General features: G+C 60.2%; 1 protein-coding gene. It reads right to left on the minus strand.

Annotated elements, in window-relative coordinates:
* Positions 1 to 202 precede the first annotated feature (202 nt).
* A complete protein-coding gene (intI1, locus tag M0415_RS21285; protein WP_000845039.1) occupies positions 203 to 1,216 on the minus strand; it encodes a class 1 integron integrase IntI1 in 1,014 nt (337 codons plus the stop codon).
* Between the last annotated feature and the right edge of the window lie 139 nt (positions 1,217 to 1,355).

Raw genomic sequence — 1,355 nt, forward strand, 5'->3', positions numbered from 1 at the left:
TGTCGTTTTCAGAAGACGGCTGCACTGAACGTCAGAAGCCGACTGCACTATAGCAGCGGAGGGGTTGGATCCATCAGGCAACGACGGGCTGCTGCCGGCCATCAGCGGACGCAGGGAGGACTTTCCGCAACCGGCCGTTCGATGCGGCACCGATGGCCTTCGCGCAGGGGTAGTGAATCCGCCAGGATTGACTTGCGCTGCCCTACCTCTCACTAGTGAGGGGCGGCAGCGCATCAAGCGGTGAGCGCACTCCGGCACCGCCAACTTTCAGCACATGCGTGTAAATCATCGTCGTAGAGACGTCGGAATGGCCGAGCAGATCCTGCACGGTTCGAATGTCGTAACCGCTGCGGAGCAAGGCCGTCGCGAACGAGTGGCGGAGGGTGTGCGGTGTGGCGGGCTTCGTGATGCCTGCTTGTTCTACGGCACGTTTGAAGGCGCGCTGAAAGGTCTGGTCATACATGTGATGGCGACGCACGACACCGCTCCGTGGATCGGTCGAATGCGTGTGCTGCGCAAAAACCCAGAACCACGGCCAGGAATGCCCGGCGCGCGGATACTTCCGCTCAAGGGCGTCGGGAAGCGCAACGCCGCTGCGGCCCTCGGCCTGGTCCTTCAGCCACCATGCCCGTGCACGCGACAGCTGCTCGCGCAGGCTGGGTGCCAAGCTCTCGGGTAACATCAAGGCCCGATCCTTGGAGCCCTTGCCCTCCCGCACGATGATCGTGCCGTGATCGAAATCCAGATCCTTGACCCGCAGTTGCAAACCCTCACTGATCCGCATGCCCGTTCCATACAGAAGCTGGGCGAACAAACGATGCTCGCCTTCCAGAAAACCGAGGATGCGAACCACTTCATCCGGGGTCAGCACCACCGGCAAGCGCCGCGACGGCCGAGGTCTTCCGATCTCCTGAAGCCAGGGCAGATCCGTGCACAGCACCTTGCCGTAGAAGAACAGCAAGGCCGCCAATGCCTGACGATGCGTGGAGACCGAAACCTTGCGCTCGTTCGCCAGCCAGGACAGAAATGCCTCGACTTCGCTGCTGCCCAAGGTTGCCGGGTGACGCACACCGTGGAAACGGATGAAGGCACGAACCCAGTGGACATAAGCCTGTTCGGTTGGTAAGCTGTAATGCAAGTAGCGTATGCGCTCACGCAACTGGTCCAGAACCTTGACCGAACGCAGCGGTGGTAACGGCGCAGTGGCGGTTTTCATGGCTTGTTATGACTGTTTTTTTGTACAGTCTATGCCTCGGGCATCCAAGCAGCAAGCGCGTTACGCCGTGGGTCGATGTTTGATGTTATGGAGCAGCAACGATGTTACGCAGCAGGGCAGTCGCCCTAAAACAAAGTTA

The organism is Shewanella sp. 10B, assembly GCF_023475885.1.
Taxonomy (GTDB): domain Bacteria; phylum Pseudomonadota; class Gammaproteobacteria; order Enterobacterales; family Shewanellaceae; genus Shewanella; species Shewanella mangrovisoli.

What these genes read in the sequence shown, in the direction of transcription:
- intI1 (WP_000845039.1), bottom strand. Translation starts at nt 1,216, where the DNA reads ATGAAAACCGCCACTGCGCCGTTACCACCGCTGCGTTCGGTCAAGGTT.